The organism is Flavobacteriales bacterium (assembly GCA_016779935.1).
GTDB lineage: Bacteria > Bacteroidota > Bacteroidia > Flavobacteriales > UBA7312.
Genome location: JADHMQ010000007.1, coordinates 83,274 through 89,759 on the forward strand (window position 1 = coordinate 83,274; position 6,486 = coordinate 89,759).

The following is a 6,486-nucleotide window of genomic DNA, read 5'->3' on the forward strand; positions in this document are numbered from 1 at the left end:
TAATCGTTTTTATCCATTTTTTGACCATTTTTAGTGGTTTTTTTAACATTTTACTAGTTTTCTTACAAAAATTAAAATCCAAATTCAATCAAAAAATTATTTTTCATTTTTTTAAACAAAAACACCCTTTTTAGACGTTTTTTATCAATTTTTAGTGATTTTTATACATTTTAATGCTATTTTAGCAAAAAAAATGCAGATTAAAAAAATTGAAAAAGTATAATTGATGCAAAATTCGAGCTCTTTTAAAAGAAATTAAATACTTTTAGAGCATGATTGCTCACATCACACATAGAAAAAAAGAATTCAAAGTTGACTTATCTAAACCCATTGATATTTCAATACCTCTTAAAAATGGAACTCACAACCCAACCGCTTGGTATGTTCCTCCAGTAAAAATGGAAGCGGTGAAGATGGGAGAATGGGTAGGTGAAGTAAAAAGAGGCGGTTCTGTTAACTTTTTTAATATTTATTTTAACCCTCACGGACATGGCACACACACCGAATGTGTAGGGCATATTTCAAAAGACAAGGAGTCTGTTAACGATAGTGTTAAAACGTTCTTTTTTCTATCCCAATTAATAAGTATAGAGCCAACAGAATTTGAAGGCGATAGTATTATTACAAAAGAGGCTATTGAAGAAAAACTTCATGAGGATTGTGAAGCAGTAATCATCAGAACGTTGCCAAATTCGACTACTAAACTTAATAAACAATATTCTAATTCTAACCCCCCATTTCTGCAAGAAGATGGCGCTAGATATTTAAGAGAAAAAGGTATAAAACATTTGCTCATTGATCTTCCGTCTGTTGACAAGGAAGAAGATGGCGGAGTTTTAGCAGCTCATCATGCGTTTTGGGACTTTCCAAAAAATACTCGATTTGATTGTAGTATTACAGAATTCATTTTCGTCCCGTCTGAAGTAAATGACGGTAAATACTTGCTTAACCTCAGCTTTGCTCCTTTTGATAATGATGCTAGTCCAAGCCGTCCAACTTTGTATTCAATAATATGATTGAAGAACTCAGAGAGCATTGCTTATCCAAACCATTTGCTAATAAAATTTTTCCATTTGACGAAAACACTTTAGTTTTCAAAGTTCACAATAAAATGTTCGCCCTATTTTCTTTAGAAAAAGACCCATTACGAATAAATCTCAAATGTGATCCCAAAAAAGCAATAGAATTAAGAGAAGAATTTTGGCAAGTAATTCCTGGTTATCACTCAAATAAAAAACATTGGAACACCCTAATAATTGAACAGCTTCCTTTTAGTCAAGTATGTGAATGGATTAACCACTCCTATGAATTAGTATGGGAAAAACTTCCGAAAAAATTGAAAGGTTAGTACAAAAAGCTATTGTAAGGAAATCGCTTAGCGTGAATCTCTTTAGCCATTTCGTAAAGTAAATCTCTAAATGCGTCAAAGTTGTCTTTCTGTAAAGCAGAAATAAATACACTCTCTCCTGATTTTGCCATCCAAGTTTTTTTCCATTCTTCAAGTGAAATGTTAGCTTTTGTAGAAGGCGTTAAATCATCATCATCCTTTTTTTCATACGTAAAAGCATCAACCTTATTGAACACCATTACTGTTGGCTTTTCTGCGGCATTGATTTCGTCAAGAGTTTTGCTTACTATATCTATTTGCTCTTCAAAATTAGGGTGAGAAATATCAACTACGTGCAACAAAATATCGGCTTCACGAACTTCGTCAAGTGTAGACTTAAAACTCTCAACTAATTGATGCGGAAGCTTTCTGATGAAACCAACAGTATCAGATAATAAAAAAGGCAAATTACCAATAACTACTTTGCGAACGGTTGTATCAAGGGTTGCAAAAAGTTTGTTTTCAGCAAATACATCCGATTTGGATAAGCGATTCATAATGGTCGATTTCCCTACATTTGTATAACCCACAAGAGCTACCCTTACTAATGCACCTCTATTACCACGTTGAATAGCTTTTTGCTTATCTATTTGGACTAATTTAGTTTTGAGTAAAGCTATTTTTTGTTGTATAATTCGCCTATCGGTCTCAATCTGTGTTTCACCAGGTCCACGCATACCGATGCCTCCTTTTTGTCTTTCAAGGTGTGTCCACATACGTGTTAATCGAGGCAAGAGGTATTGGTACTGTGCTAACTCCACTTGAGTGCGAGAGTGTGCCGTTCGAGCCCTAGAAGCAAAAATATCAAGAATAAGGTTACTCCTGTCCATGATTTTACATTCCAACTCTTTTTCCAAGTTTCTCAATTGAGAAGGACCGAGTTCATCATCAAAAATAACTAGCGAAATCTCATGTTCCTTCATAAAGTCTTTTACTTCTAAGAGTTTTCCTTTCCCTATAAAGGTTTTTGGATTTGCTAAAGGTAATTTTTGGGTAAAATGTTTGACTGCTACAGCACCAGCAGTATGGGCTAAGAAATCCAGTTCTTCTAAATATTCTTTAGCTTGCTCTGCACTTTGTTCGTTGGTGATTAAGCCCACCAAAACCGCTTTTTCTTCTATAAATTCGTGAGTTAATTTTTTACTCATTTATAACCAACTTGGAGGTAAGCAAAGTAGAATGCAAACTAATGCCACAGCGAAAAATATAAAATTCGTTCTATGGTGTTTTGACTCATCTGACTTCTTAGATTTAGATCGAGCGATTGTCACTAATACTAAAGCAACAGTCATCAACAATGGATGCTCTAAAGCGTATAAACGTGAAAGAGAATCTCCCATTGCTTCGCCCATGCTCTTGACGTTTGGACTCACAAAGTATAAGACTGCTCCAACCGTCCATTGCAAGTGAATTATAATCATAGAAACTAACACAAATCTGTTTGAATGTTTATCAAAAGAAGTAGCCGTTATCCAACCTCTCAAAGAATTCAATAAGACTAAAAACATCATAAAAAAGATCACATATGGTAAAAATGAGTGCAAGTGCAATAATCCAGTATACATAGTAAATTTATTTTATGCAAATGTAAGGAATTAAATCCGTCAGTATTTTGTAATTTAACTCTCTAAATTTGACACTAACAATGAAAACCTGTTTTTTTATTCTTTCATCGGTATTTTTAAGTATAAATGCCTTTGCTCAACATACTTTTCCAATTAATGGCGTAGCCAATTCTTTTGACGCTACACATGTTTTTACCAATGCCACTCTAGTCATTTCACCACAAGAAACCATAGAAAATGGAACACTTATTATAAAAGGTGATGAAATCCTTAGCGCCAGTTCAGACACTTCCATTCCACAGGGTGCAATTGTTCATGACATGACTGGTAAATATATTTACTCTTCTTTCATTGATTTGAATTCTTCATATGGAATTGAAAAACCCAAGAAGGTTAGTTGGAAGCCCTCACCACAATACGAAAGTAAAACCAAAAGTGGTGCTGGATGGAATGAAGCCATTCATCCTGAAGTAAATGCAAGCAGTATTTTTAGTAATGATAATGATGAAGCTGAAAGCTATCGTTCATCTGGTTTTGGTGTCGTACTTAGTCATCAAAACAACGGAATAGCAAGAGGTAGTGGGCTTGTTGTAAGCTTGGCAGACGAAAGTGAAAATCTAAGCATTTTAAAAGGCAAAGCCAGTGCACACTACTCTCTAAACAAAGGAAATTCTCGACAAAAATACCCCAGTTCTTTGATGGGCACTTTAGCACTAATTCAACAAAGCTATTTGGATGCCGAATGGTATGACCAAGGAAATACTAAAGAATATAACCGCTCATTAGAGGCATGGAATGAATTACAAGACGTTCCACAATTTTTTGAAGTAAGAGATAAGCTCGACATTTTTAGAGTACACAAAATTGCAGAAGAATTTGAAATTGACTACATAATAGTAGGAAATGGTGACGAATACCAACGTCTTGACGAACTGTCAGAAACCAACTTTTCAATGGTAATCCCGTTGAACTTTCCAGAGGCGTATGATGTAAGTAATCCACAAGCTGCTCAAATGGTATCACTCAAAAAAATGAAACATTGGGAGCTAGCCCCATCCAATCCAGCACGATTGTTTGAAAAAGGAATTTTTACAGCCTTTACCTCAAATGATTTAGAAAAGCGTAGTGATTTTGTATCTAAAGTGAAAGATGCAATTGATAATGGTTTATCTGAAGAAGATGCCTTATCAGCTTTAACGACTAATCCTGCAGAACTATTAGAAATGGGTGGTCAATTAGGAGCCCTAGAAGCAGGGAAAATGGCAAACTTCTTGGTATGTTCTGGCCCAATTTTTGAGTCTGGAGATATTCAGAGCAACTGGATTCAAGGGAAAGAATACACCATTAAAAAAGAACAAACTATTGATTTGAGAGGCACTTTTCTAACTAATGAAAAGGATACAATTATCATCAGTGGTTCTGCAGATAAAATAAAAGGACAACTAAAACGAGACACCCTTGAATTTAAAACTAAATTAGAACAAGAAGGACCTCACCTAAGTTTACAATACGAATTAGAAGATGGAGTTTATAGAGTAAATAGTTTATTTTCAAATGACATCCTCAAAGGAGATATTATACTCCCCAATGGCGATAGTCGACAATGGTCAGCTCAATTAATTGAAGCATTTGAAAAAGACGAGGAAGAGAAAAAGGAAGAAGAGGATAAGATGACTAAGGATGCAGAAGTTTGGTTCCCGAATATGGCATATGGTTGGAAAGACAAGCCTAGTCAAGACAATATTATCTTTAGAAATGCTACCGTATGGACAAATGAAGCTGTAGGTATTGTTCAAGAAACTGATGTGGCTATTTCAAAAGGCAAAATTCTAAAAGTAGGAATAGACATTGTTGCTGAAGAGCTTTTCAAAAATGAAGAGTTTCAAGAAATTGATGCCAAAGGACTTCACCTCACCTCTGGAATTATAGACGAACACTCGCATATTGCCATCAGTAGAGGGGTAAATGAAGGCACACAGGCCAGCAGTGCAGAAGTCAGTATTGCAAACGTTATCAACTCAGACGATATTAATATTTACCGTCAACTTTCAGGAGGTGTCACTACCGCTCAACTTTTACATGGTTCAGCAAACCCAATTGGGGGGCAATCAGCTATTATCAAATTCCGTTGGGGAAGTTCTCCAGAAGAAATGAAATTTGAAGGAGCTGATGGCTTTATCAAATTCGCATTAGGAGAAAATGTTAAACAATCGAATTGGGGCGATTATGAACGTATCCGTTTCCCTCAAACACGAATGGGTGTTGAGCAAGTCTTTTACGATCACTTTTTGAGGGCGAGAGCCTACGAAGAAGAATGGGAAAAATACAATAGTCTATCCCTATCTGAAAAGCGAAAAACCCAAGCTCCAAGAGAAGATTTAGAAATGAATACGCTAGTTGAAATTCTCAACAAAGAACGATTTATCACCTGTCACTCATACGTACAATCAGAAATAAATATGCTAATGCACGTAGCTGACTCTATGGGCTTCACACTTAATACTTTTACTCATATTTTGGAAGGTTATAAAGTGGCTGACAAAATGAAATCCCATGGTGCTGGCGCTTCCACTTTCTCAGACTGGTGGGCGTATAAATTTGAAGTTAATGACGCCATTCCTTACAACGCATCTATTCTTGCTGATATGGGGGTCGTTACAGCTATTAATTCTGATGATGCCGAAATGGCAAGGCGACTTAACCAAGAAGCTGCAAAAGCTGTAAAATACGGGTCGGTAAGTGAAGAAGAAGCTTGGAAGATGGTCACTCTTAACCCTGCAAAACTTTTACATCTTGACGATAGAGTGGGTAGTATTAAATCAGGAAAAGATGCCGATATTGTATTGTGGACAGACAATCCCCTTTCAGTTTATGCCAAAGTACAACAAACTTATGTGGACGGACGTTGTTACTTTGATGTTGAGAAAGATGAAGCTCTGAGAAAACGTAATAATGCAGAACGTGCTAGACTTATCCAAAGCATGCTCAGTGATAAAGCCGCTGGTAAACCTACACAGAAAGTTAAGAAAGAGCACCATATACTTTACTATTGTGACACCTTAGATGAAAACCATAATCATGACCATGCACACTAAAAAAACTTTTAAAATGAGAACACTCATCACACTTCTTACAGTATTACCATTTTTAACATTTGCACAACATATTCTATTTTTAGGCGGAAAAGCACATATAGGAAATGGAGAAAGCATTGACGTATCAGCCATATCAATGAAAGACGGAAAATTGGAAATGGTTGCGGATGCCAAAATCATTCGCATTAATCCACAGGCTTTTGATACCATCATTCATATTTACGACCATCATGTCTACCCAGGGTTTATTTCTACTAATACTACACTTGGAATTACTGAGATAAGTGCTGTAAGAGCTACCAACGACTTCAAAGAAACGGGCGTTTTTAAGCCGCATGTGCGTTCTCTTATTGCATACAATGCTGAAAGTGTTATCACCCCTACTATTCGAAGTAATGGGGTTTTACTGGCACAAGTAGCGCCTAAAGGAGGACGTATT

Annotated in this window: 6 protein-coding genes; 4 read left to right on the plus strand and 2 right to left on the minus strand. The window is 36.0% G+C overall.

The window, feature by feature from the left end; translation table 11 throughout:
• Positions 1 to 272 precede the first annotated feature (272 nt).
• The gene (locus ISP73_05145; protein MBL6657973.1) at positions 273 to 1,016 is read left to right on the plus strand and encodes a cyclase family protein; all 744 of its coding nucleotides are present in this window, start codon (positions 273 to 275) and stop codon (positions 1,014 to 1,016) included.
• Positions 1,013 to 1,348, plus strand: coding sequence for an MmcQ/YjbR family DNA-binding protein (locus tag ISP73_05150; protein MBL6657974.1), 336 nt, complete (start codon positions 1,013 to 1,015; stop codon positions 1,346 to 1,348). Before ISP73_05145 ends, ISP73_05150 begins: the two co-directional genes overlap by 4 nt.
• On the opposite strand, the gene hflX is transcribed toward ISP73_05150, so the two are convergent.
• Together hflX and ISP73_05160 are read right to left on the minus strand one after the other, a co-directional pair.
• Positions 1,345 to 2,535 carry a GTPase HflX gene (gene hflX / locus ISP73_05155; protein ID MBL6657975.1) on the minus strand — a complete coding sequence of 397 codons (1,191 nt, stop codon included), beginning with the start codon at positions 2,533 to 2,535 and terminating at the stop codon, positions 1,345 to 1,347. The two genes, ISP73_05150 and hflX, sit on opposite strands and share 4 nt — an antisense overlap.
• A complete protein-coding gene (locus tag ISP73_05160; protein MBL6657976.1) occupies positions 2,536 to 2,895 on the minus strand; it encodes a hypothetical protein in 360 nt (119 codons plus the stop codon).
• Between the two features lie 137 nt (positions 2,896 to 3,032).
• Between ISP73_05160 and ISP73_05165 the strand changes: the two genes are divergently transcribed.
• Both ISP73_05165 and ISP73_05170 read left to right on the plus strand, forming a co-directional pair.
• A complete protein-coding gene (locus tag ISP73_05165; GenBank protein ID MBL6657977.1) occupies positions 3,033 to 6,047 on the plus strand; it encodes an amidohydrolase family protein in 3,015 nt (1,004 codons plus the stop codon).
• 13 nt (positions 6,048 to 6,060) lie between these two features.
• A partial coding sequence (locus tag ISP73_05170; GenBank protein ID MBL6657978.1) for an amidohydrolase occupies positions 6,061 to 6,486 on the plus strand: 426 nt, incomplete at its 3' end.

Coding starts and splice junctions, on each gene's coding strand:
- ISP73_05165 (MBL6657977.1), top strand. CDS start 3,033: ATGAAAACCTGTTTTTTTATTCTTTCATCGGTATTTTTAAGTATAAAT.
- ISP73_05160 (MBL6657976.1), bottom strand. CDS start 2,895: ATGTTTTTAGTCTTATTGAATTCTTTGAGAGGTTGGATAACGGCTACT.
- ISP73_05145 (MBL6657973.1), top strand. CDS start 273: ATGATTGCTCACATCACACATAGAAAAAAAGAATTCAAAGTTGACTTA.
- hflX (MBL6657975.1), bottom strand. CDS start 2,535: ATGAGTAAAAAATTAACTCACGAATTTATAGAAGAAAAAGCGGTTTTG.
- ISP73_05150 (MBL6657974.1), top strand. CDS start 1,013: ATGATTGAAGAACTCAGAGAGCATTGCTTATCCAAACCATTTGCTAAT.